Below are 22,322 nucleotides of genomic sequence, written 5' to 3' on the forward strand. Positions count from 1 at the left end.
ACTCGCCGCCGGCCAATCCGCCGGCGCTATGGCCCACGCACCGCCCGCGCGGAGGACGGCCTCGGCTACAGCCGCGGCAGGCTCGGAGGTGCGTGCGCCAGCAGGAAGGGCCGCGTCGCCCATGGGGAATCCCCGCCTCTCTGTTGAGGCCTGAGACCATAGAGCGGCGGAAGACCAGCCAGGGGGGCAGTTTGCCCCCCCTACGCGGTGAGCACCCCTACCTCGTCGGCAAGCTGCGCCGCATCGGATTTGAGCGGGCCCCGGGCGTCCTTTGCGAGGTCGCTGATGAGGGTCCGCGCCGAAGGGGTGTACCGCACGGTTTCCGGGGATGCGGCGACCGCTCGCCGCATCCAATGCAACGCGCCTGCCTGGTCCCGACGTTGGCGCTGCGCGCGAGCCAGTTCGACCAGCACGCGCGAGCGGCGTTCGACGCTCGGCATCGCGTCGAGGTCGATGGCTTCGGCGCGGTTCATCGCCGATCCCGGCGTACGGAGGTCCACACCGATGCTCACCGCGTGGAAATCGGTGTTCGCCCGGCCGAAGACGGTCCACGAGTGGACGTAGCCGTCCGGCAGGCGGGCCGCCGTCCGGTCGGCCTCGTCCCAATGCCGCCACGCGTCGCCGTCGCGCCCTTCTCGGGCGCACGTGATCGCGGCATGAAGGTGCAGCGCTCCGAACATGCCCCTCAGGTCATCTGCCGCGCCGTCGAGTTGGGGTCGGATGGCCTCGGCGGCCTGCTCCACGACCTGGATCGCCTCTTCGGCGTACCCGGTCTCCCGGAGCCCGTTGCCGAACGCCCATGCCGCGCCGGAGAGGCTCAGCGGGTCGTCGGCGTCCTGAGCGGCGCGCCTGCCACGGTCGGCGATGACCCAGTACAGCTCTGGTTCGACGGCGTACGCCGTGACCTGCTGGGCCAGGTGGTACACGTCGGCGAGCACGGCGTACGCCCGCCGGCGTTCCGGCCCTTCGAGCCGGCGGGGAAGCGTCTGAGCGTCCTGGATGAGCCCCGCCAGCAGCGCTGACACTTCGGAGCGCTGGAAGCGCGAGGTGTGCCAGAGGCGCCACGCCTCCGCGACCCTCCCCCGGAGCACGTCCACGCTGGGCGGCCCCTCGGGCGCGCCGTCGGAAGGCTCGGAGAACAATGACCCTCGTATGGCGTCACGGACGCCGTGCGCGCCCGGCAGCATGAGCCGGGCCCCTGCGGTGACCGGACGAGGCGTCAACTCGCCGGTGATCACCGACAGGTCCGAGACCCGAAGCGCTGTCGCGACGCGTACGAGCAGGCCGTGGTCGCGGAGTTGTCGCTTGCCCTTCTCGATGCCTTTCAGCCAGTCCGGGCCGCGCCCGCACAGCCCGGCCAGCACTGGGCGGCTCATGCCGCGTCGTTCGCGGAGTCGTTGGATGCGCTCGCCTGGCGGCATCTCGTCGGGGAAGTCGGAACGGTCCGTCATTCGGTGCTCCCTGGCGCGAAGTCAAGCCCTTCTGCGCAGGGTACGCCGGAGCCCCTCTGATCGCAGGGGGCTCCGGCGTGCCCGCCACGGGAGGCGCCGCGTCAGCGAACCGGCTGGCCGGCCCCCCGCAGCGCGTCCTTCACCTCGCCGATGCGCAGGTCGCCGAAGTGGAAGACGGAGGCGGCCAGTACCGCGTCCGCGCCTGCCTCGACGGCCGGGGCGAAGTGTTCGAGGCGGCCCGCGCCGCCGCTGGCGATGACGGGGACGGACACATGGCGGCGGACGGCCGCGATCATGTCGGTGTTGTAGCCGTCCTTGGTGCCGTCGGCGTCCATGGCGTTGAGGAGGATCTCCCCCGCGCCCAGTTCGGCCGCGCGGTGCGCCCATTCGACGGCGTCGAGGCCCGTACCGCGGCGACCGCCGTGGGTGGTGACCTCGAAGCCGGACGCGGTGCCCGCGTCAGTGCGGCGGGCGTCGACGGAGAGCACGAGGACCTGGCTGCCGAACCGTTCGGCGATCTCCCGGATCAGCTCCGGCCGCTCAATGGCGGCGGTGGCGACGCCGACCTTGTCGGCTCCGGCGCGCAGCAGTTTGTCGACGTCGTCGGCGGTGCGGACGCCGCCGCCGACGGTCAGCGGGATGAAGACCTGCTCGGCGGTGCGGCGGACCACGTCGTAGGTGGTCTCCCGGTTGCCGGAGGAGGCGGTGATGTCGAGGAACGTCAGCTCGTCGGCGCCCTCCTCCCCGTAGATCTTGGCCATCTCCACGGGGTCGCCCGCGTCGCGCAGGTTCTGGAAGTTGACGCCCTTGACGACCCGGCCGCCGTCCACGTCCAGGCAGGGGATCACTCGGACCGCGAGGGTCATGGTTCAGGCTCCTCGGAATGCTTCCACTTCGATTTCGACGACCATGCGGGAGTCGACGAAGCCGGATACGACGATCATCGAGGCGGCCGGGCGGACCGCGTCGAACAGTTCCTTGTGGGCGCGGCCCACGGCGTCCACGTCACGGGCGTGTGTGAGGTACATCCGGGTGCGTACGACGTCCCCGGGGCCGAGGCCGAACTTCTCCAGGGCCTCGAAGGCCACCCCGAACGCGGTGCGGGCCTGCTCGTACGGATCGCCCTCGTGCGCGATGGCGCCGTCCACGACCGAGGTGCAGCCGGAGACCAGCACCAGCCCGTTTCCGAGCCGTACGGCCCGCGAGTATCCGAAGGCTTCCTCATAAGGCGAATGGGTACTCACGCGCTGCACGGGCTCGGGTGCGGTCATACGGACACAGCCTCCAACGCTTCTTCCAAGGTGAACGCCTTGGCGTAAAGGGCCTTGCCCACGATGGCGCCTTCGACGCCCTCCGGTACCAGCGTGGCGAGCGCGCGCAGGTCGTCAAGGGAGGAGACGCCTCCGGAGGCGACGACGGGCTTGTCGGTCGCGGCGCACACGTTCTTCAGGAGCTCCAGGTTGGGTCCCTGGAGCGTGCCGTCCTTGGCGATGTCGGTGACGACGTAGCGGGCGCAGCCCTCGGAGTCGAGGCGGGCGAGGGTCTCGTACAGGTCGCCGCCGTCGCGGGTCCAGCCGCGCCCGCGCAGGGTGGTGCCGCGCACGTCGAGGCCGACCGCGATGCGGTCCCCGTGGTCGGCGATGATCCTGGCGACCCACTCCGGGGCCTCCAGGGCGGCGGTGCCGAGGTTGACGCGGGTGCAGCCGGTGGCGAGGGCCGCGGCGAGCGAGGCGTCGTCGCGGATGCCGCCGGAGAGCTCGACCTTGATGTCCATGGCCTGGGCGACCTCGGCGATCCGCGCCCGGTTGTCGCCGGTGCCGAAGGCCGCGTCGAGGTCCACCAGATGCAGCCATTCGGCGCCCGCCCGCTGCCAGGCGAGGGCCGCGGAGAGCGGGTCGCCGTAGGACGTCTCGGAGCCGGACTCGCCGTGTACGAGGCGTACGGCCTGGCCGTCGCGGACGTCGACGGCGGGGAGGAGTTCGAGGCGGTTGGAGCTCATGGAGGCGGGTCCTAGAGGGTCTTGAGCCAATTGGTCAGGAGCTGGGCTCCGGCGTCGCCGGACTTCTCGGGGTGGAACTGGGTGGCCCACAGCGGGCCGTTCTCGACCGCGGCGACGAACGGCTCGCCGTGCGTCGCCCAGGTGACCTTCGGGGGGTTGATGTGGTCGTTGGAGATCTCGAAGCCCCACTCGCGCACCGCGTAGGAGTGCACGAAGTAGTAGTACGCGTCGGCGTCGAGTCCTTCGAACAGCCGCGATCCGGCGGCGGGTTCGACGGTGTTCCAGCCCATGTGGGGCACGACCGGGGCCTTGAGGGGCTCGACGGAGCCGGGCCATTCGTCGAGGCCCTCGGTCTCGACGCCGTGCTCGATGCCGCGCTGGAAGAGGATCTGCATGCCGACGCAGATGCCCATGACCGGGCGGCCCCCGGCGAGGCGGCGGCCGACGATCCAGTCGCCGCGGGCCTCGCGGAGCCCCGCCATGCAGGCGGCGAACGCGCCGACGCCGGGCACCAGCAGCCCGTCGGCGTTCATCGCCCGGTCGTAGTCGCGGGTGATCTCGACGTCCGCGCCGACGTGCGCGAGCGCCCGCTCGGCGGAGCGTACGTTGCCGAAGCCGTAGTCGAAGACCACGGCCTTCTTCGCGGAGCCGCCCATCAGTCCCAGACTCCTTGCAGCCGCATGACGCCCGCGACCAGGCACATCACGGCGCCGATCGAGACGAGCACGATGAGGCCCTTCGGCATCTTCTGCTTCCAGAAGGAGTAGACGCCGCCGGCGAGGAAGAGCCCCACGACGATCAGAATGCTGGAAAGGCCGGTCACTTCTCTGTCTCTCCGTTCACTTCTCCACCCGCGAACACGCCGCTCACAGTGCGCCCTTCGTCGAGGGAAGGATTCCCGCGGCACGCGGGTCGCGCTCCGCGGCGTAGCGCAGGGCCCGCGCCAGCGCCTTGAACTGGCACTCCACGATGTGGTGCGCGTTGCGCCCGTACGGGACGTGGACGTGCAGCGCGACCTGGGCCTGCGCGACGAAGGACTCCAGGATGTGCCGGGTCATCGTCGTGTCGTACGTGCCGATCATCGGCGCGATGTTCTCGGGCTCCGTGTGCACCAGGTAGGGGCGGCCGGAGAGGTCGACGGTGACCTGGGCGAGGGACTCGTCCAGCGGCACCGTGCAGTTGCCGAAGCGGTAGACGCCCACCTTGTCGCCGAGCGCCTGCCGGAAGGCGGCGCCGAGCGCGAGGGCGGTGTCCTCGATGGTGTGGTGGGTGTCGATGTGCAGGTCGCCGTCGGTCTTGACCTTGAGGTCGAAGAGGCCGTGGCGGCCGAGCTGGTCGAGCATGTGGTCGTAGAAGCCGACCCCGGTCGAGACGTCCACCTGTCCCGTGCCGTCGAGGTCGATCTCGACGAGGACCGAGGTCTCCTTGGTGGTGCGCTCCACGCGCCCGACGCGGCTCATCGCTTGGTCTCCTTCGTGCTGCGGTCCTGCGAGCTGTGGTCCTGCGCACTGCCGGCCTGCGTATTGCCGGCCTTTGTACTGCGGTCCTTGAAAAGCGTGCGCACCGCGTCCAGGAACGCGTCGTTCTCGGCCGGGGTGCCGGCGGTGACCCGCAGCCAGCCCGGTACGCCGTTGTCGCGGACCAGCACCCCCTGGTCGAGGATGGCCTGCCAGGCGGCGTGCGCGCCGCCCACACCGTCGAAACGGCCGAATTGCACGAAGTTGGCGTCCGAGTCGGTGACCTGGCAGCCGATGGCCCGCAATTCGGTGACCAGGCGGTCGCGTTCGGCCTTGAGCTGCCGCACGTACCCCAGCAGCGTATCGGTGTGCTCCAGCGCGGCGAGCGCGGTGGCCTGGGTGACGGAGGACAGGTGGTACGGCAGGCGGACCAGCTGGACGGCGTCGACGACGGCCGGGTCGGCGGCGAGGTAGCCCAGGCGCAGCCCGGCCGCGCCGAACGCCTTGGACATGGTGCGGGAGACGACGAGGCGGGGGCGGCCCTCGATGAGCGGGAGCAGCGAGGGGCGGTGGCTGAACTCGCCGTACGCCTCGTCCACGACGACGAGCGCGCCGCGCCCGCCGCGGGCCGCCTGGGCCGCGTCGTGCAGCCGCAGCACGGTCTCCGCCTCGACGGCGGTGCCGGTGGGGTTGTTGGGCGAGCAGACGAAGACCACGTCGGGCCGCTGCTCGTGTATGGCCCGTACGGCGGCGTCGACGTCGATGGTGAAGTCGTCGTTGCGGGGGCCGGAGATCCAGCCGGTGCCGGTGCCCCGCGAGATGAGCGCGTGCATCGAGTACGAGGGCTCGAAGCCGATCGCCGTGCGGCCGGGCCCGGCGAAGGTCTGGAGCAGCTGCTGGATGATTTCGTTGGAGCCGTTGGCCGCCCAGACGTTCTCGGTGGCGACGCGGTGCCCCGCGGTGCGCGTGAGGTACGCGGCGAGTTCGCGGCGCAGCTCGACGGCGTCCCGGTCGGGGTAGCGGTTGAGGGAGCGGGCGGCCTCGCCGACGCGCTCGGCGATCCGCCGCACCAGCGGCTCGGGCAGCGGGTACGGGCTCTCGTTGGTGTTCAGGCGTACGGGCACGTCGAGCTGGGGCGCCCCGTACGGGGACTTGCCGCGCAGCTCGTCCCGGATGGGGAGATCGTCAATCCCGGTCACTTACTCGGGCACCTTCCAGTCGAACCGCGCCTTGAGCGCGGCTCCGTGTGCGGGCAGATCCTCGGCTTCGGCGAGCGTCACCACATGGCGGGTGACCTCGGCGAGCGCGTCGCGGGTGTAGTCCACGACATGGATGCCGCGCAGGAAGGACTGGACGGACAGGCCGGAGGAGTGGCAGGCGCAGCCGCCGGTGGGCAGGACGTGGTTGGAGCCGGCGCAGTAGTCGCCGAGGGAGACGGGGGCGTACGGGCCGACGAAGACGGCGCCCGCGTTGCGGACCCGGGCGGCGACCTGGGCCGCGTTCTCGGTCTGGATCTCCAGGTGCTCGGCGGCGTAGGCGTCGACGACGGCGAGGCCGTGGTCGAGGGAGTCGACGAGGACGATGCCGGACTGGCGGCCGGCGAGCGCCTCGGTGATCCGCTCGCGGTGCTTGGTCGCGGCGACCTGGGTGGCCAGCGCGGCTTCGACGGCCTCGGCGAGCGCCTCGGAGGGCGTGACGAGGACGGCGGCGGCCAGCGTGTCGTGCTCGGCCTGGCTGATCAGGTCGGCGGCGACGTGCGCGGCGTCGGCGGTGTCGTCGGCGAGGACGGCGATCTCGGTCGGCCCGGCCTCGGCGTCGATGCCGATACGGCCCTTGAGCAGGCGTTTGGCGGCGGCGACCCAGATGTTGCCGGGGCCGGTGACGAGCTGGGCGGGGCGGCACTCGTCGGTGCCGTACGCGAACATCGCGATGGCCTGGGCGCCGCCCGCGGCGTACACCTCGTCGACGCCGAGCAGCGCGCACGCGGCGAGGATCGTCGGGTGCGGCAGGCCGCCGAAGTCCTTCTGCGGCGGGGAGGAGACGGCGAGCGAGCCGACGCCCGCCTCCTGGGCGGGCACGACGTTCATGACGACGGAGGAGGGGTAGACGGCGTTGCCGCCCGGTACGTACAGGCCGACGCGCTCGACGGGGACCCAGCGCTCGGTGACGGTGCCGCCGGGCACGACCTTGACGGTCGCGTCGGTGCGGCGCTGCTCGCGGTGGACGAGGCGGGCGCGCCTGATCGATTCCTCCAGGGCGGCCCGTACGTCCTGATCGAGGTCCTCAAGGGCGCGGGCGATGGCCTCGGCGGGCACCCGGACCCGGTCGATCCGTACGCCGTCGAAGCGCTCCGCGTAGTCGATCAGCGCCGCGGTGCCCCGATGATGCACGTCCTCGCAGATGGGCCGCACCTTCTCCAGGGCGGCCTCGACGTCGAGTTCGGCTCGGGGCAGCAGGTCGCGGTCGATGACGGCCTCGGGGGAACCCTCGGCCGCGGCGGCGCCGCGCAGATCGATTCGGGAGATCACACGGTCAATTGTCTCAGACCCGCTCCGGCGGCCGACGCCCTGTATCACTCCCTGATATCTCCGCCCCGCCTCTCTCACCGATATGGCCGGGGGCCGCTTCTCTCTGACCACACGCGTTCAAGCAGTCACACAGCGGGAATGGGGTGCCGTACAGGCGTACGGCGATTTCGGAGGGGGTGTGGCCATGTCCGAGCCGCCCAGCGAGCCGCCCGCCGGTCTTGAACTCACCACGGCCGAGTGGGGCATGTGGCAGGCGTTCCGCAACGGCAGCACACACGATCTGCGCACCCCCCACCCCGAGCAGAACGATCCGACGGGCCCGCACACCTGGGGCCCCGAGCGCACGGTCCGGGCGCGGGTCGTCGCGCTCCTGATGCTGAACGGCCCGCCCGCCCAGCCTGGCCGGGTCTCCTCCCTGAAGCTGATCGGGGCGCAGATCAGCGGGGTGCTGAACATCTCCGGCGGCACGGTCGTGCCGTATGTGGAGATGCAGAACTGCCGGTTCGAGGAGCAGGTGCTGCTGCCCGAGTCGCGGTTCACCACGCTGCGGCTGATCGGCTGCTCGATACCCCGGCTGGAGGCGGCGCGGCTGACCACGGAGGGCGATCTGCATCTGCCGCGCTGCACGGTGGAGAACGGCATCCGCCTCACCGACGCCCATATCGGCACGGACCTGCTGCTCAACCAGCTCACCGTGCACAAGGACCGGCACGACCGGTCCATCGCCGCGGACGGGCTGACCGTCGCACAGGACCTCCAGGCCGAGATGATGGAGTCGTACGGCGAGCTGAGCCTGCGCGGCGCGCAGATCGGCGTCTCGCTGAGCTTCCGCGGCTCCCGGCTCAACAACCCGTTCGGGCGGCGCGCGCTCAACGCCCCGCAGCTGACCGTCGAGCGGACCCTCTATATGACGGCGGCGGGGCTGACGGGCGCGTCGCCGTTCAGCAGCGGCACCACGCCGCCGTACGGCATCCCCGTCACCCCCGAGCGCGGTACGCGCATGCAGCCCTTCGAGTGCCAGGGCGGGGTGCGGCTGGACGACGGGCGGTTCGGGGACGCCATCGACTTCAGCCAGGCGCGGTTCGTGATGGAGACCGAGCAGGAGCTGTCGCTGCGCCGCATCCAGACGCCCGAGCTGCGGTTCCTCGGCGAGGCGCAGCAGCGCGGGCGGGTCGTCCTGTCCGGCGCCAAGGTCGGCAACCTCATCGACCGGGCGTCGAGCTGGCCGGGGCCGGGCGGCCTGGTGATGGCCGGGTTCGCCTACGAGACGCTGATCCCGCACGGCCACTTCCCGCTGTCGCGGCGGCTGGAGTGGGTGGCGGCCGCGACCCCGGAGTACGCGCCGGAGCCGTACGAGCAGCTGGCCGGGGCGCTGCGCAACAGCGGCGAGGACGCGGACGCGCGGGAGGCGCTGCTCGCCAAGCAGCGCCGCCGCCGGGAGACGCTGCCGCTCGCCGGGAAGGCGTGGGGCTATCTCCAGGACTGGACGGTCGCCTACGGCTACAAGCCGGGGCGCGCCCTGGTGTGGATGGCGGTGCTGTGGGCGGTGGGCGCGCTGTATTTCTCGCTGTACCCGCCGGACGCCCTGGTGCGCGGCCAGGCCCCGCACTGGAACGCGCCGCTGTACGCCCTGGACCTCCTGCTGCCCGTCATCGACCTGGGCCAGGACACGTACTGGAAGCCGCTGGGCGTCGCGCAGTGGGCGGCCACCGCGCTGATCCTGCTGGGCTGGATACTCGCCACCACGGTGGCCGCCGGAGCGACCCGCTTGCTGCGCCGCCAGTGAAACGGCGGACGGGACGGCTCCGGCGGCTATTAGGCTTGCGGGCTGTGACCACCGCGCGCCTTCCGCTCTTCCCGCTGAACTCGGTGCTGTTCCCGGGCCTCGTGATGCCCCTGAACGTCTTCGAGCAGCGGTACCGCGCGCTGATGCGCGACCTCTCCGAGCTCCCCGAGGAGGAGCCACGCCGCTTCGGGGTGGTCGCCATCCGCGACGGCCGCGAGGTCGCGTTCAGCGCTCCGGGGCTGCCGGACGAGACGGGGCGGCTGGAGCGCGGCCCCGGCGCGGGGTTCGGGGCCGACCCGATGAACGCCTTCTACGCGGTGGGCTGCGCGGCGGACGCCGCCACGATCCGGGAGCGCGAGGACGGCTCGTACGAGGTGCTGGCCACCGGCACCACCCGGTTCCGGCTGCTGTCGGTCGACGCGAGCGGCTCGTATCTGACGGGCGAGGTCGAGGAGGTCGAGGAGGAGGAGGGCGACGGCGCCGGAGCCCTCGCCTCCGGTGTCGTACGGGCCTTCCGCACATATCAGAAGCGGCTGGCCGGGGCGCGCGAGCGGTCGCTGTCGGGCGAGAGCGACCTGCCGGACGAGCCGGCGGTGCTGTCGTATCTGGTCGCGGCGGCGGCGGTGCTGGACACCCCGACCAAGCAGCGGCTGCTCCAGGCGCCGGACACCGCGTCGCGGCTGGCGGAGGAGCTGAAGGTGCTGCGCGCGGAGGCGGCGGTGATCGGTAAGCTCCCGTCGGTGCCCGCCGTGGAGCTGACCCGTCGGCCGACCAGCCCGAACTGACGGCGCGGCGCCGCAGCGACCCCTATCGCGTATCGCGGAGAGTTCCGGAGAGTCCCGGTGAAGAAGTCCAAGAAGCAGCAGTCCGGCGGCACGCCCGCCACCGTCGCGCTCACCGCGGCCGGCACCGCCTTCACCCTGCACGCGTACGAGCACGACCCGGCCGCCGCGTCCTACGGCGAGGAGGCCGCGCAGGCCCTCGGCGTCGATCCGGGCCAGGTCTTCAAGACCCTGGTGGCCGAGGTGGACGGGGCGCTGACGGTGGCCGTGGTGCCGGTCTCCGGCTCTCTGGACCTGAAGGCGCTGGCCTCGGCGGTGGGCGGCAAGCGCGCGGCGATGGCCGACCCGGCGGCGGCCGAGCGGACCACCGGCTATGTGCGGGGCGGCATCTCGCCGCTGGGGCAGCGCAAGAAGCTGCCGACGGCGCTGGACGCCTCGGCGAGCGGCTATCCCACGATCTGCGTCTCGGCGGGGCGCCGGGGCCTGGAGGTCGAGCTGGCGCCGGGCGATCTGGCGGAGCTCACGGGCGCGGTCGTCGCGCCGATCGCGCGCGCCTGAGCGCCGAGGGCTTCCGTCCTAGCCCTGAACCTGCGGTTCCTCTGGACCCTTGCGGTCCGTTCGGCTAGGACCGAGGGGCGGGCCGCCGCTCGGGCGCCCGCTCAGGGAGGGCCGCTCATGTCCAAGCGCACCCGCAAACGCCGCTGGCGGATCAAGAAGAACAAGTCGAACCACGGGAAGCGCCCCGCGTAGGCACCGCGCGCGAGGCACCGCCTCGGGGCCGGCCCGGCGCTCGGGCCGGCCTGGTGGACGCGTGCCGACGGCCGTTTCGTACGGGGCCGCAGCGTGCCGACGGCGTTTCGTACGGGGCCGCAGCGTGTCAGCGGCCGTCCGGAAGCGGCGGGACCGGGTCGGGCCACTGCGGTTCGGGCTCGGGGTCGCGGGGGCCGAACAGCGCGGTCAGCACCAGATGCACGACCATCGCCGCGAACGGCCAGGCCAGCAGCGCGCCCTTCGCGCTGATCTTGAGCGGCGCGTCGAAGACCACGCCCTTCCCGGCCGACCTGGCGGCGGCGACGATATCGGTCTCGGGGCCGAGCCAGACGCCCACCCGCCAGGCGAGCACGGAGCCGAGCAGCCCGCCGACGACGAGCCCGACGACCAGGGCGATGCCGCCGCGGCGGCGGAGCCAGAAGACGACGGCCGAGCTGAGGACGCCGAAGCCGAGCGCCAGCAGGACGAAGGTGCCGTCCATGCCGATCGCCTCCTCGCCCTCGGGGTTCTTGAGGTAGACGGCCCGGTCGTCGGAGATCAGCGGCAGGCGCGGCGCGAGCCAGAGCCACAGCAGCCCCAGCAGCACCCCGGACACCGCCACGGCCACGGCGATGACCGCCGCCTGCCGCAGCTCGCGGGCCATGCCCGGCTCCCCCGGCTCCTGCTGCGGGTCCGGGTGCGCGCCCTGGGCCGGGGGCTCTTCGGGTGGCTGCTCGTGCGGCGTCAACGGTGCGGTCACCCCGCCATCGTGCCAGGTCGGCGACGTACCGTCGGCAGCAGGACGGGTCTCCCGGCGCGTCATCGGACGGCCGCCCGGCGGTACGCCCAGGTCGCGGCGGCCAGCGAGACCACGCCCACCGCCGCGCAGACCCCCAGATCCGCGCCGACCGCGAGCCAGTCGGGGTGCGCGTCGAAGCAGCGGGCCAGCGCCTCCACCCCGTACGTGGACGGCAGCAGGTCGCGCGCGAGGCCGAGCACGGCGGGCAGGTGCGCGGCCGGCAGCACACCGAGCAGCAGCGCCGCGGACATGCCCAACTGGCCGCACAGGGTGGCCAGTTCCTGGCGCGGGGCGAGCAGCCCGAGCGCCGCACCGAGCCCCGCGAGCGCCGCTCCGGCGAGCGGGATCACGGCGACGAGCACCCACAGATGGGTCAGCGGCAGCTTGAACAGGACGCTGCCGACGACCGCGGTGACGGCCGTGCCGGGCACCGTGAAGGACGCGTACGCGCCGGCCGCGCCCAGCACCACGGCGGCCGGCGGCACCGGCAGCGTGGCGTAGTGGTCGAGGCCGCCGCTGGCCCGCAGCTGGCCGAAGTACTGCGCGAGCAGGTTGAGCGCGACGAACGCGACGACCAGCACGCTGGAGCCGGCCACCACGGCGCGCGCCTCGTCGCCGCCGTCGACCACCCCGCGCATCAGGATCATGATCCCGACCGACTGGAAGGTGGCCACGAACAGCAGCGGGATGCGCGCCACCCGCGCCCGCGAGAGCTGCGCCCGGTACACGGCCGCGAGCGACGGCAGCAGCCGGGCCCGCGGCGCGAGCGGGGCGGCCCCGCCGCCGTCCCACGGATGGGGCTCGGCCTCCGGCTCGGTCCGGACCCCTCCGGTCACCGCCTCGGCGGACACGGCACTCACGTTGCGCTGCTCCCCTTCGCTGCGTTCGCTGCGTTCGTCACGGTCGCTGCGAACCGCCCGGCGGCGGCGCCCGGCCCCCGCACCTCCGGCGTCACCCCGCGGCTCATCCCTTCACCAGCCCCTCCGCCCGGCCGCCGAGGGCCAGATACACGTCCTCCAGGCTGGGCGTGGCGAGCGTGAAGTCGTCGAGCGCCGCGAAGGCGGGGCCGCCGGTGACGGCGGCGACGGCGGCACGGGCCTCGGCCGGGCCGAGCCGCAGCGTCCAGCGGCGGCCCGCCTCGGCCGCGCCGTCGCGCAGCGCGGCCACCTCCGGTACGTCCAGCGGCGGCGCGTCGCGCCACACCAGCTCCACCCGCACCTCGTCGGCGACGAGCGCCTTGAGCCCTGCGGGGGTGTCGCAGGCGATGATCCGGCCGCGCTCCAGCACGGCGACCCGGTCGAGTACGGTCTCGGCCTCGATGACGTTGTGGGTGACGAGCAGCACGGTGGCGCCGCGCTCGGCGCGGCGGCGGTCCACGGCGGCCCACACGGCCCGGCGGGCGACCGGGTCCATGCCGGTGGTGGGCTCGTCGAGTACGAGCATGGGCCGCTCCCCCACCAGCGCCGCGGCGAAGCAGGCGAGCCGGCGCTGGCCGCCGGAGAGCTTCTTCAGCGGGCGTCCGGCGATGGGGGCGAGCCCCAGCTCGTCGAGGACCGCGTCGCGCTCGGCGCGGGCCGTGCGCAGGTCCAGGCCGCGCAGCCGGCCGGTGGTCTCGGCGGCGAGGGCGACGGTCAGCTCGTCCAGCGCGCTGGACTCCTGCCCGAGGTAGCCGATCAGGCGGGCGGCGCGCTCGGGGTGGCGGACCAGGTCGTGGCCGAGGAGTTCGACGCTGCCGCCGTCGGGCCGCAGCAGGCCGGTGAGCTGCCGGACGAGGGTGGACTTGCCGGCGCCGTTGGGGCCGAGCAGCCCGAAGATCTCACCGCGCCGCACGTCGAGGTCGACGCCGTCGCTGGCCCGGACGGCGGGGGCGTCGGCGGTGCCGCGGCGGCCGCGTGCGGCGGGATAGGTCTTGACCAGACCGCGCACGGTGCACACCGCGTCGCCCGTCACCTCGCCGCCGGAGCTCCGCTCCGTCACTCTCGCGCCCGTCCTCACGAGCTACGAGGGTACGCGCCCGAGCACCTCACCCCGCCCGCGGGTCGCCCGTGCCACGCCGCGGCGCGGGCCCCGCTCACGCCCGAACTCCGGTCGCGGCCCCGGCGGAGCGCCGCGGCGCCCGACAGCCACGGCCCGGTTCGGGCCCGTGCGCGCTGCCCTCCGCCCCGTCGGCGGAGCGGCCGGGTCGGGCTGCTGGGGAGCTTCAGTCCCCGGCCGGTGAGTGCTCGGCGGCCGTGCGGGAGTCGAGTTCGCGCCAGAAGCCGGCGCGGATCGCGTAGCGGTCGTGTTCGTCGATCTGGTCGTCCTTGTGGGCGAGCAGGCCGAAGCGGGCCGCGTAGCGCAGCAGTTCGCCGTCGATGCGGTGCGGGATGCGGGGGTATTCGGTGGAGATCAGCTGGAGGTGCGAGGTGTCGGAGAGGCGCTCGGTCCAGCGCCGCGCGAAGACCTGGCCGACCTCGAAGGGGTCGCCGCCGACGGTGGTGATGTCCTCTTCCCGGTCGGCCCAGCGCTGCTCGGCGCTGGTGAGCTGGGCGAGCGTGGGCAGGGCCGAGGTCTCGGAGGGCTCGCCGCCGCCCGGTCCGGAGCCCCGCTCCACCCACCCTTTGTCGGAGGACCACCGCAGGGTGGCGCTGGGCGCCGGCTGCTGGACCGGCGGGGAGCCGGAGCCGCGCCCCGGTCCGAGACCGGCGAGGTCCTTGGGGGTGGGCACGCCCGTGGGCGCCCCCTTCCCGGCCGGTTCGGCGGCCACGGCGGGGTCCGGCCGGGACCGCGGGTCGCCGTCGGCGGCGGGGCCGGACGGCGGGCCCGCGCCGTTGCGCTGGGGCGCCCGCTCGACCGTGCCGTTGCCGGAGACGGCGGCCGCGGCCGTCTCGGGCAGCGGCGCGGAGAGGATGGCCGCGATCTCCGGACGCGGCACGGGCGGCGGCGCGCAGGCCCCGCTGAGCTCCTTGGTCCGTACGGCCCTGGTGATCCACGTACGGTCCAGGACGCGCCGCTCGTCCGCCTCGGCGACGAGGTCCTCGGACTGGTTGTAGTCGCCGTCGGCGGCCTGGAGGGCCCAGAGATGGACGGCGACGCCGTGCTCCTTGGCGGACATCAGGCCGGGCAGCAGATCCCCGTCCCCGGTGACGAGCACGATGTCGGAGCAGGCGCGGTTGCGGGCGAGCTCGGTCAGCTCGGCGTGCATGGCGGCGTCCACCCCCTTCTGCGCCCAGCGCCCGTCGCTGCGGGTCAGAGCCCCCAGCCGCACGGTCACGCGCGGCATGACGCGCAGCCGCCGGTGCTCGGGCTGCGGCACCCGGTCGGGCGCGCCGTCGAACCAGTAGATGCGCAGCAGTGGCTGTTCGGTCTCGGCCTCGGCGCGCTCCCGCAGCCCCTGGATGAGGGTCGCGTGGTCGACGGTGATGCGTGATCGCGCCGGCTCCCCGGCCAGCAGGCTCGCGGCGGCGCCCAGCAGATAGCCGGCGTCCACCAGGACGACGCAGCGGTCCACGTTCCACCCTCTTTCCTGGAGTCCAGACGTTCGGTCGCCCCCCGGTACAGCTGTGCCCCGGACTTTTCCTTCGGCTTTCCTTCGAGTCTGCCCGACCGTGCCGGGGTTATCAGCGGGAACTCGATCATCGGCGTGGCGGAAATCACGTGTGCTGGGCAATTAACCGGTTCACTCACGGTAATTGCCCGAAATGCGGTGCCGTTCGGGCCGTGCCACCGTGTTTTCGGGGGGCGACCCCGACTGGAGGCATGACGATGAGCAAGCACAAGAACCGCGACCGCAACAAGCATCAGGCACGGAGTACGGCGGAGCGCGGTGCGGAGGAGTCGAAGAACACCTCCATGGAGGCTCAGTCAGAGCAGATGCAGACCCAGGCAAGCCCGTCGAACATGGCTCACAAGGGGCGCGAACGGCGGTTCGGCCACAACTGACCGGACGCACTGAGCGTACGAGGGGCGCACCCGGTATTGGGTGCGCCCCTTATTTCTGTCCTATTTCTGGACTGTTTCTGTCCTACGGGATGCGACGGCCTGCGTCACGGCCCCGGATCACCCGGACGGACACGCGGATCATCCGACCAGGCACCCGGCTCACCCGGCCAGGCAGGCGGGGCCCAGCAGCACCTTGAGGTCGCCGAAGAGCGCGGGGTCCGGATTGACGCGGTGCCGGTCGAGCCGCAGGACGGTGTTCTTGCGCGCGCCCAGGAGCTTGATCCGCACCTCGGTGGAGCCGCGGTGGTGGCTGAGCACCTGGCCGAGCTTCTCCACCAGCGGCGGGGTGACCTTCACCGTGGGGATGGTGATCAGCACGGGCGCGTTGGTCCCGGCGTTCGACAGGTCGGGGACCATCATCTCCATGGCGACCAGGCGCGGGATGTCCTCGCGCTTGTCGAGGCGGCCCTTGACGAAGACGACGGTGTCCTCGACGAGCTGGGTGGAGACGAGCTGGTACGTCGCCGGGAAGAACATGCACTCGATGGAGCCGGCCAGATCCTCGACCGTGGCGATCGCCCAGGCGTTGCCCTGCTTGGTCATCTTGCGCTGGAGGCCGGAGATGATGCCGCCGATGGTGACGATCGAGCCGTCGGAGTAGTCGCCGCCGGTGAGCTGCCCGATGCCCGCGTCGGCCTTGTCCGACAGGACGTGCTCCAGGCCGAAGAGCGGGTGGTCGGAGACGTACAGGCCGAGCATCTCGCGCTCCTGCGCGAGCAGGTAGGTCTTCTCCCACTCGACGTCGGAGAACTCCACGTCGAGCCCGAAGCCCGGCCCCTCGTCGGCCGCATCGTCGCCCATGCCGCCGAAGAGGTCGAACTGCCCCTCGGCCTCCTTGCGCTTGACCTGCACCACGTTGTCGATCATGGGCTCGTAGTGCGCGGTGAGCCCCTTGCGGGTGTGGCCCATGGTGTCGAAGGCGCCCGCCTTGATCAGCGACTCGGTGGTGCGCTTGTTGCAGGCGGCGGCCTCGACCTTGTCCAGGTAGTCGGGGAAGGAGACGTACTTCCCCTTCGCCTTGCGGGACCGGATGATCGACTCGACCACGTTGGTGCCGACGTTGCGGACGGCCTCCAGGCCGAAGAGGATCACGTCGTCGCCCTGGGCGGCGAAGTTGTGCACGGACTCGTTGACGTTCGGCGGGAGCACCTTGATGCCCATGCGGCGGCACTCGTTCAGATAGACGGCCGACTTGTCCTTGTCGTCCTTGACCGAGGTGAGCAGCGCCGCCATGTACTCGGCGGGGTAGTTCGCCTTGAGGTAGGCGGTCCAGTAGGTGACCAGGCCGTACGCCGAGGAGTGGGCCTTGTTGAAGGCGTAGCCGGCGAACGGCACCAGGACGTCCCACAGCGCCTGGATCGCGGCGTCGGAGAACCCCTTCTTCTTCGCGCCCGCCTGGAAGAGGACGAAGTTCTTCTCCAGCTCCTCCGGCTTCTTCTTGCCCATCACGCGGCGCAGGATGTCGGCCTCGCCGAGCGAGTACCCGGCGATGATCTGCGCGGCCTTCTGCACCTGCTCCTGGTACACGATGAGGCCGTAGGTCAGACCCAGGGTCTCCTTCAGGGGCTCTTCGAGCTCCGGGTGGATCGGGGTGATCTCCTGGCGGCCGTTCTTGCGCTCCGCGTAGTTGATGTGCGAGTTCATGCCCATCGGGCCCGGCCGGTAGAGGGCCGAGACGGCGGAAATGTCCTCGAAGTTGTCGGGCTGCATCTGGCGGAGCAGCGAGCGCATCGGGCCGCCGTCGAACTGGAAGACGCCGAGCGTGTCACCGCGGCAGAGCAGCTCGAAGGTCTTGGGGTCGTCCAGCGGAAGGTCGAGCATCTCCAGGTCGATGCCCTTGTTGGCCTTCACCATCTTGACGGCGTCGTCCATGATCGTGAGGTTGCGCAGGCCCAGGAAGTCCATCTTGAGCAGGCCGAGCGACTCGCACTGGGGGTAGTCCCACTGCGTGATCGTCACGCCGTCGGTGTGCCGCGTCCAGAGCGGGGCGTGGTCGACGATCGGCTCGCTGGACATGATCACGCCGGCCGCGTGCACGCCCATCTGCCGGACCAGGCCCTCGACGCCCTTCGCGGTGTCGATGACCTTCTTGACGTCCGGTTCGCTCTCGTACATCCCCCGGATCTCGCCCGCCTCGCTGTAGCGGGGGTGCTTGGGGTCGGTGATGCCGGAGAGGTCGATGCCCTTGCCGAGGACGTCGGCGGGCATGGCCTTGGTGAGCCGGTCGCCCATCGCGTACGGATATCCGAGCACGCGCGCGGAGTCCTTGATGGCGTTCTTCGCCTTGATCTTTCCGTAGGTGCCGATCATGGCGACCTTGTCGGCGCCGTATTTCTCGGTCACGTACCGGATCACCTCGACGCGCCTGCGCTCGTCGAAGTCGATGTCGACATCGGGCATGGAGACGCGCTCGGGGTTGAGGAACCGCTCGAAGATCAGCCCGTGCGTGATCGGGTCGAGGTCGGTGATGCCCATGGCGTACGCGACGATCGAGCCGGCCGCGGAGCCTCGGCCCGGGCCCACCGCGATGCCGTTGTTCTTGGCCCACATGATGAAGTCGGCGACCACGAGGAAGTAGCCCGGGAACCCCATCTGGATGATGACGTCCATCTCGTACTCCGCCTGCTTCTGGCGGTCCTCGGGGACACCGCCCGGGTAGCGGCGGGCCATGCCGACCCGGACCTCCTCCTGGAACCAGGTGACCTCCGTGAACCCCTCGGGGATCTCGAACTTCGGCATGAGGTCGCGCTTCTCGAACATGCCGGTCGTGTCGATCTGCTCGGCGACCAGGAAGGTGTTGCGGCACCCCTCCTGCCAGGCGTCCGAGGAGTCGATGGCGTACATCTCGTCCGTGGACTTCAGGTAGTAGCCGGTGCCGTCGAAGCGGAAGCGGTCCGGGTCGGAGAGGTTCTTGCCGGTCTGGATGCACAGCAGCGCGTCGTGCGCGGTGGACTCGTGCGCGTACGTGTAGTGCGAGTCGTTGGTGACCAGCGGCGGGATGCCGAGCTCTTTGCCGATCTTGAGCAGGTCCTCGCGGACCCGGTGCTCGATGTCGATGCCGTGGTCCATCAGCTCCAGGAAATACCGGTCCTTGCCGAAGATGTCCTGGTACTCGCCGGCCGCCTTGCGCGCCTCCTCGTACTGGCCGAGCCGCAGCCTGGTCTGGAGCTCGCCGGAGGGGCAGCCGGTGGAGGCGATGAGCCCCTCCGACCACTGGGAGATCGTCTCCTTGTCCATCCGGGGCCACTTCTGGAGCCAGCCCTCCGCGTACGCGTCCGAGGAGAGCTTGAAGAGGTTGTGCAGCCCCGTGCTGTTGGCCGCCCAGATCGTCTTGTGCGTATAACCGCCCGAACCGGACACGTCATCGCGCTTCTGATGCGGCTGGCCCCACTGCACCTTGCGCTTGTTGCGCCGCGACTCCGGCGCCACGTACGCCTCGATCCCGATGATCGGCGTGACCCCCGCCTTCTGGGCGGAGTGGAAGAAGTCGTACGCCCCGTGCAGATTGCCGTGGTCGGACATGGCGATATGCGTCATGCCCATCTCGTTGCACGCGTTGAACATGTCCTTCAGCCGTGCGGCGCCGTCCAGCAGCGAGTACTGGGTGTGCACGTGCAGGTGCGTGAAGGGCGGCTTGGACACGGTGGAGGACCTCCGGCGAACGGTCGGCGACGGCTTGAGGAGACGGCTACGAAGTCTACGACGGCCCACCGACAACGGCGGGGCACTCACGGACGGCCTCGCGCGTTGGAGGCGGTGGGACGGACGTCCCGGCGGCGGGACGCATGTCCCCGGTGCGCGACAACCCAGGAGGACCCAGCGATGGCGACCGAGCAGGACCGGGCCACGCGGCGCGGCGAGGAGATACTCGCCGTTTTCCAGACCGCCTTCGGCGACCTTCTGGCGGCCGACCCGGCCGCCTTCCGGGTCAAGTTCCGGAAGATGGCCGCCTCCGCCTTCGCCTTCTACCGGGGCACGGCCTGCCTGTTCTACAACGACCTGGCCGCAGGCCCCGATGGCGCGGCGGGCGACGACGGCGGCGCGTACCTGGACGAGCGCACGAGCCGGGTGTGGGTGCACGGCGATCTCCACGCCGAGAACTTCGGCACGTACATGGACGCCAACGGCCGCCTGGTCTTCAACGTCAACGACTTCGACGAGGCGTATGTGGGCCCCTTCACCTGGGACCTCAAGCGCTTCGCCGCCTCCATCGCGCTGATCGGCTACTCGAAGGCGCTCAGCGACGGGCAGATCGGCGAGCTGGTGGGCGTCTTCGCCGCCGCGTACCGCGCCCGCGTGCACGACCTGGCGACCGGCGCCAAGGATGACGAGGTGCCGCCGTTCACCCTGGACACCGCCGAGGGCCCGCTGCTGGACGCGCTGCGCGACGCGCGCTCGCGGACCCGGTTCGCGCTGCTGGACTCGATGACCGAGATCCGCGACTACGAGCGCCGCTTCACGGCAGGCGGCGGCACGATCGAGCTGGACGCGGCGGACCGCTACCGGGTCCTCGCGGCCTTCGACGGCTATCTGGAGACGCTCCCGGAGTCCAGCCTGGCCCGGCCCGACTCCTACCGCGTCAAGGACGTCGTCGGCCGCCGGGGCATCGGGATAGGGAGCGCCGGCCTGCCCTCGTACAACATCCTCCTGGAGGGCAACAGCGACGCCCTGGAGAACGACGTCGTCATCTATATGAAGCAGGCGCAGACCCCGGCCGTCTCCCGGCACATCACCGACCGGGCGGTGCGCGACTACTTCCAGCACGAGGGCCACCGCACGGTCATCTCGCAGCGCGCCCTCCAGGCGCACGCCGACCCCTGGCTGGGGTGGACGGAGCTGGAGGGGGCCGGCAGCCGCTGGGGGCAGCTGGTCGCCGAGGTGTCGCCGTACGCGGTGGACCTCGACTGGTCGGACATCGACGACCCGGCCGAGATCGCCGCCGTCGTCGCGGACCTGGGCCGGGCCACCGCCGCCATGCACGCGGCCGCCGACGACCAGAGCGGCCACTCCCTGGTGCCCTTCTCCACCGAGCGCGCCATCGACGCGGTCATCGCCGCCGACGAGGACGGTTTCGGCGAGCTGCTGACCGGCTTCGCGCACTCCTACGGGGCGCGGGCGCGGGCCGACCACCAGATCTTCGTGGACCTCTTCCGCAACGGCCGCATCCCCGGCCTGTGAGCCGCACTCCGGTCACGGCCCTTTAAGCGACCCCTACCCCCGCCCATGACAGACTTCTTTCCGATGAACATGTCAGCGGTACGACTGCGGGCTCTGCGCGCGGCGCTCTTCACGGCGCTGTGCGTACTGCTGTCCGCGACGTCCCATGTGCTGCTGTCCGGCGCCCCGCTGCAGGTGACGACCGTCGTCGCGCTGTCGGTCGCCGTCTTCGTGATCGCGTACGCGCTGGCGGGACGGGAGCGCGGCTACTGGCACATCGCCGCCCTCCTCGTCCCCCTGGAACTGGCCGCCGACGCCGTCTTCACCACCGGGCAGGACGCCTGCCACGGCCAGGTGGCCGCCGCCCCCACCGGAGGGCCGCTGGTCCTGCTGTGCGGCGGGGGCGAGGTCGGCTCGCCGCTGCCGAGCGTGCCGGACGCCGCGACGGCCTGCTGGCTGCTGCTCGCCGCGCACCTCGCGCTCGGGCTGCTGGGCGCGGCCTGGCTGCGGCGCGGCGAGGCGGCGCTGGGGCAGCTGCTGCGCGCCGCGGCCGTCTCCGCGTTCCGCCCGCTGCTGCTCGCCCTCGCCGCGCTCGCCGCGGCGGTGTCGCCGGTACGGGCCGCCGTGCGGCGCGTCGCGCGCCGCACCCCGCCCGCTCGTCAGCACCCTCTGCTCGTGCATTCGGTCGTCCGCCGGGGACCGCCTCTCCCGGCGATCGCCTGAGCCATCCGGTCGAACGGCCGCCGTGCGAGAAGCCGGCCGGCCGTCGGACGACCGTCACACGACGCAGAGAGAGCATCCTCATGAGCAACCGCAACAGCCAGCAGAACAAGCAGGCCGCCCGCGAGCGGCTGCGCGCCGAGCGCGAGCGCCAGGCCAAGAAGGACAAGACCCGCCGGCAGCTCGTCGTCGGCGGCTCGGTCGTCGCGGTGCTGGCCGTCGCCGCGGGCATCGGGGTCGCCGCCACGCAGCTGGGCGGCAGCGGCAGCAAGAGCAGCGACTCGTCCTGGGACGCGGCCGCGAAGCAGACGCTGGTCGAGCCCGCGAACACCGCGGGCAAGGGCGGCACCGACATCACCGTCGGCGACCCGAAGGCCAAGCACACGCTGGAGGTCTACCAGGACATGCGCTGCCCGATCTGCTCGGTCTTCGAGCAGAACGTCGGGGGCGAGATCCAGAAGGACGTCAAGGCCGGCACGTACAAGGTCACGTACCACATCGGTACATTCCTGGACAAGAACATGGGCGGGACCGGGTCGAAGAACGCGCTCAGCGCGATCGGGGCCGCCGTCAACGTCAGCCCGGAGGCGTTCGTCGCCTACAACCAGGCGCTGTACTCCAAGGCCAACCACCCCGAGGAGACGCAGGACAAGTTCGCCGACGACGACTACCTGCTGAAGATCGCGCAGCAGGTCCCGGCCCTCAAGGACAACGCCGAGTTCAAGAAGAACGTCACCAAGGGCACCTTCGACAAGTGGGCGCTGAACGTCTCCGACACGTTCGACAAGGCGAAGGACGTCACGGGGACGCCGACCCTCAAGCTCGACGGCAAGAAGCTGACCAAGGGCCAGGGCGTGCCGATGACCCCGGCGGACTTCGAGTCGGCCGTCAAGGAGCACCTCTGATCCGTCC

Annotated in this window: 21 protein-coding genes; 7 read left to right on the forward strand and 14 right to left on the reverse strand. The window is 71.8% G+C overall.

Annotation, left to right across the window (positions count from 1 at the left end; all coding sequences use genetic code 11):
• Positions 1–200: 200 nt before the first annotated feature.
• The 9 genes from AB0I49_RS24385 to hisD form a co-directional block, all read right to left on the reverse strand.
• Positions 201–1,451 (reverse strand): helix-turn-helix transcriptional regulator, encoded by a 1,251-nt coding sequence (locus AB0I49_RS24385; protein ID WP_363229178.1) that lies wholly within the window; start codon positions 1,449–1,451, stop codon positions 201–203.
• Between the two features lie 101 nt (positions 1,452–1,552).
• Positions 1,553–2,317 (reverse strand): imidazole glycerol phosphate synthase subunit HisF, encoded by a 765-nt coding sequence (gene hisF / locus AB0I49_RS24390; protein ID WP_363229179.1) that lies wholly within the window; start codon positions 2,315–2,317, stop codon positions 1,553–1,555.
• Positions 2,318–2,320: 3 nt separating this feature from the next.
• Positions 2,321–2,722, reverse strand: coding sequence for a RidA family protein (locus AB0I49_RS24395; RefSeq protein ID WP_363229180.1), 402 nt, complete (start codon positions 2,720–2,722; stop codon positions 2,321–2,323).
• On the reverse strand, positions 2,719–3,450 hold the full coding sequence (gene priA, locus AB0I49_RS24400; RefSeq protein WP_363229181.1) for a bifunctional 1-(5-phosphoribosyl)-5-((5-phosphoribosylamino)methylideneamino)imidazole-4-carboxamide isomerase/phosphoribosylanthranilate isomerase PriA: 732 nt from the start codon (positions 3,448–3,450) through the stop codon (positions 2,719–2,721). The genes AB0I49_RS24395 and priA overlap by 4 nt, the downstream gene beginning before the upstream one ends.
• Positions 3,451–3,461: 11 nt before the next feature.
• Positions 3,462–4,106 (reverse strand): imidazole glycerol phosphate synthase subunit HisH, encoded by a 645-nt coding sequence (gene hisH / locus AB0I49_RS24405; protein ID WP_363229182.1) that lies wholly within the window; start codon positions 4,104–4,106, stop codon positions 3,462–3,464.
• Positions 4,106–4,273, reverse strand: coding sequence for a hypothetical protein (locus AB0I49_RS24410; protein ID WP_363229183.1), 168 nt, complete (start codon positions 4,271–4,273; stop codon positions 4,106–4,108). Before AB0I49_RS24410 ends, hisH begins: the two co-directional genes overlap by 1 nt.
• Positions 4,274–4,316: 43 nt before the next feature.
• Positions 4,317–4,910, reverse strand: a complete 594-nt coding sequence (gene hisB / locus AB0I49_RS24415; RefSeq protein ID WP_363229184.1) for an imidazoleglycerol-phosphate dehydratase HisB — start codon at positions 4,908–4,910, stop codon at positions 4,317–4,319.
• A complete protein-coding gene (locus tag AB0I49_RS24420) occupies positions 4,907–6,106 on the reverse strand; it encodes a histidinol-phosphate transaminase (RefSeq protein WP_363229185.1) in 1,200 nt (399 codons plus the stop codon). Before AB0I49_RS24420 ends, hisB begins: the two co-directional genes overlap by 4 nt.
• Positions 6,107–7,435, reverse strand: a complete 1,329-nt coding sequence (gene hisD, locus AB0I49_RS24425) for a histidinol dehydrogenase (RefSeq protein ID WP_363229186.1) — start codon at positions 7,433–7,435, stop codon at positions 6,107–6,109.
• 184 nt (positions 7,436–7,619) lie between these two features.
• On the opposite strand from hisD, the gene AB0I49_RS24430 reads away from it, so the two are divergent.
• Genes AB0I49_RS24430 through ybaK form a run of 3 tightly spaced genes read left to right on the forward strand, consistent with a single transcriptional unit; the run spans position 7,620 to position 10,561 of the window.
• The gene (locus AB0I49_RS24430; protein WP_363229187.1) at positions 7,620–9,221 is read left to right on the forward strand and encodes an oxidoreductase; all 1,602 of its coding nucleotides are present in this window, start codon (positions 7,620–7,622) and stop codon (positions 9,219–9,221) included.
• 44 nt (positions 9,222–9,265) lie between these two features.
• A complete protein-coding gene (locus AB0I49_RS24435; protein WP_363229188.1) occupies positions 9,266–10,006 on the forward strand; it encodes an LON peptidase substrate-binding domain-containing protein in 741 nt (246 codons plus the stop codon).
• Between the two features lie 57 nt (positions 10,007–10,063).
• Positions 10,064–10,561: a Cys-tRNA(Pro) deacylase gene (ybaK, locus tag AB0I49_RS24440; RefSeq protein ID WP_363229189.1), complete on the forward strand. Its 498-nt coding sequence runs from the start codon at positions 10,064–10,066 to the stop codon at positions 10,559–10,561.
• 319 nt (positions 10,562–10,880) lie between these two features.
• On the opposite strand, the gene AB0I49_RS24445 is transcribed toward ybaK, so the two are convergent.
• The 4 genes from AB0I49_RS24445 to AB0I49_RS24460 all read right to left on the reverse strand — a co-directional run bounded on the left by AB0I49_RS24445 (position 10,881) and on the right by AB0I49_RS24460 (position 15,042).
• The gene (locus AB0I49_RS24445; RefSeq protein WP_363229190.1) at positions 10,881–11,576 is read right to left on the reverse strand and encodes a hypothetical protein; all 696 of its coding nucleotides are present in this window, start codon (positions 11,574–11,576) and stop codon (positions 10,881–10,883) included.
• Complete coding sequence (locus AB0I49_RS24450; RefSeq protein WP_363229191.1) at positions 11,573–12,412, reverse strand: ABC transporter permease; 840 nt, start codon at positions 12,410–12,412, stop codon at positions 11,573–11,575. The genes AB0I49_RS24445 and AB0I49_RS24450 overlap by 4 nt, the downstream gene beginning before the upstream one ends.
• Positions 12,413–12,515: 103 nt before the next feature.
• A complete protein-coding gene (locus tag AB0I49_RS24455; protein ID WP_363229227.1) occupies positions 12,516–13,487 on the reverse strand; it encodes an ABC transporter ATP-binding protein in 972 nt (323 codons plus the stop codon).
• 265 nt (positions 13,488–13,752) lie between these two features.
• Positions 13,753–15,042 carry an NYN domain-containing protein gene (locus AB0I49_RS24460; protein WP_363229192.1) on the reverse strand — a complete coding sequence of 430 codons (1,290 nt, stop codon included), beginning with the start codon at positions 15,040–15,042 and terminating at the stop codon, positions 13,753–13,755.
• A 254-nt stretch (positions 15,043–15,296) separates the two neighbouring features.
• Here AB0I49_RS24460 and AB0I49_RS24465 point away from each other — a divergent pair, with 254 nt between their 5' ends.
• The gene (locus AB0I49_RS24465; RefSeq protein WP_363229193.1) at positions 15,297–15,473 is read left to right on the forward strand and encodes a hypothetical protein; all 177 of its coding nucleotides are present in this window, start codon (positions 15,297–15,299) and stop codon (positions 15,471–15,473) included.
• A gap of 159 nt (positions 15,474–15,632) precedes the next feature.
• On the opposite strand, the gene dnaE is transcribed toward AB0I49_RS24465, so the two are convergent.
• On the reverse strand, positions 15,633–19,175 hold the full coding sequence (dnaE, locus tag AB0I49_RS24470) for a DNA polymerase III subunit alpha (protein ID WP_363229194.1): 3,543 nt from the start codon (positions 19,173–19,175) through the stop codon (positions 15,633–15,635).
• Positions 19,176–19,355: 180 nt separating this feature from the next.
• On the opposite strand from dnaE, the gene AB0I49_RS24475 reads away from it, so the two are divergent.
• The 3 genes from AB0I49_RS24475 to AB0I49_RS24485 all read left to right on the forward strand — a co-directional run bounded on the left by AB0I49_RS24475 (position 19,356) and on the right by AB0I49_RS24485 (position 22,315).
• Complete coding sequence (locus AB0I49_RS24475; RefSeq protein ID WP_363229195.1) at positions 19,356–20,711, forward strand: DUF2252 domain-containing protein; 1,356 nt, start codon at positions 19,356–19,358, stop codon at positions 20,709–20,711.
• A gap of 63 nt (positions 20,712–20,774) precedes the next feature.
• Complete coding sequence (locus AB0I49_RS24480) at positions 20,775–21,413, forward strand: hypothetical protein (RefSeq protein WP_363229196.1); 639 nt, start codon at positions 20,775–20,777, stop codon at positions 21,411–21,413.
• A gap of 80 nt (positions 21,414–21,493) precedes the next feature.
• On the forward strand, positions 21,494–22,315 hold the full coding sequence (locus AB0I49_RS24485) for a thioredoxin domain-containing protein (RefSeq protein WP_363229197.1): 822 nt from the start codon (positions 21,494–21,496) through the stop codon (positions 22,313–22,315).
• The last annotated feature ends 7 nt before the right edge of the window (positions 22,316–22,322 follow it).

It is taken from the genome of Streptomyces sp. NPDC050617 (assembly GCF_040654795.1).
GTDB lineage: Bacteria > Actinomycetota > Actinomycetes > Streptomycetales > Streptomycetaceae > Streptomyces.

Coding starts and splice junctions, on each gene's coding strand:
- AB0I49_RS24385 (WP_363229178.1), bottom strand. CDS start 1,451: ATGACGGACCGTTCCGACTTCCCCGACGAGATGCCGCCAGGCGAGCGC.
- hisF (WP_363229179.1), bottom strand. CDS start 2,317: ATGACCCTCGCGGTCCGAGTGATCCCCTGCCTGGACGTGGACGGCGGC.
- AB0I49_RS24395 (WP_363229180.1), bottom strand. CDS start 2,722: ATGACCGCACCCGAGCCCGTGCAGCGCGTGAGTACCCATTCGCCTTAT.
- priA (WP_363229181.1), bottom strand. CDS start 3,450: ATGAGCTCCAACCGCCTCGAACTCCTCCCCGCCGTCGACGTCCGCGAC.
- hisH (WP_363229182.1), bottom strand. CDS start 4,106: ATGGGCGGCTCCGCGAAGAAGGCCGTGGTCTTCGACTACGGCTTCGGC.
- hisB (WP_363229184.1), bottom strand. CDS start 4,910: ATGAGCCGCGTCGGGCGCGTGGAGCGCACCACCAAGGAGACCTCGGTC.
- AB0I49_RS24430 (WP_363229187.1), top strand. CDS start 7,620: ATGTCCGAGCCGCCCAGCGAGCCGCCCGCCGGTCTTGAACTCACCACG.
- AB0I49_RS24445 (WP_363229190.1), bottom strand. CDS start 11,576: ATGACGCGCCGGGAGACCCGTCCTGCTGCCGACGGTACGTCGCCGACC.
- AB0I49_RS24465 (WP_363229193.1), top strand. CDS start 15,297: ATGAGCAAGCACAAGAACCGCGACCGCAACAAGCATCAGGCACGGAGT.
- AB0I49_RS24475 (WP_363229195.1), top strand. CDS start 19,356: ATGGCGACCGAGCAGGACCGGGCCACGCGGCGCGGCGAGGAGATACTC.
- AB0I49_RS24480 (WP_363229196.1), top strand. CDS start 20,775: ATGAACATGTCAGCGGTACGACTGCGGGCTCTGCGCGCGGCGCTCTTC.
- AB0I49_RS24485 (WP_363229197.1), top strand. CDS start 21,494: ATGAGCAACCGCAACAGCCAGCAGAACAAGCAGGCCGCCCGCGAGCGG.